Source organism: Acidovorax sp. KPB24-07, from assembly GCF_057543315.1.
The window spans coordinates 1-602 of record NZ_BAAJYS010000929.1 but is presented as its reverse complement, the minus strand read 5'-3'; the positions used below and the strand labels follow the sequence as shown (position 1 = coordinate 602).

Here is a 602-nt window from a genome sequence, read left to right as displayed (position 1 = left end):
GGTGCTGCCGCAGGTGCGCCCCTCCATCCTGCAGGGCGCCAGCCCGCGTCCGCAGGCGCCCCGCCCTTCGGTCCTGCCCCAAAGACCGTCCTTCCAGAGCAGCGGCAGCAGCGCAGCCAGCGGCGCGGCCTCCGCCCAGGCGCCCATGGAAACGCGGTACTCGGTGCTGCCGGCCAGGCTGCAGGCGGCGTCGGCGGCCTTCCAGTCCGTGGCCCATGCCGCCGTGGCCATCGGCCTGGAAAGCGCCAACACCGTGCAGATCACGACCGCTGCCCAGGCCCAGGAGGTGCTGGCCCGGGTGCAGCGCCTGGCCACCCAGGCTGCACCGGCCTTACATGCGCTGTCCGGCGCGCTCCAGCACATGGTGGAGAACAAGACGCGGCTGTCGCAGGAGATCCGCGAAGAACTGGCCGACATCGGCCAGTCGCTGCTGACCACCGGTCAGTCGCTGCAGAAGTTCCTGAACCACACCCTGGGACGGTTCGCCCCGCAAACCATGCCGCCCGCAGAGCCGCCGGCCGAAACCCCGGCGGACGCGGCCGCCGCCGCCGAGACGGCCGCCGTGGCCGAAACCACTGCCAAGGCCGAAGCCGAGGCCGCCG

Annotated in this window: 1 protein-coding gene; it reads left to right on the top strand. The window is 72.9% G+C overall.

The window, feature by feature from the left end; all coding sequences use genetic code 11:
• Positions 1–145: 145 nt before the first annotated feature.
• The coding region (locus AC27IQ_RS26735) for a hypothetical protein (RefSeq protein ID WP_487091500.1) at positions 146–602 on the top strand (457 nt) is incomplete at its 3' end.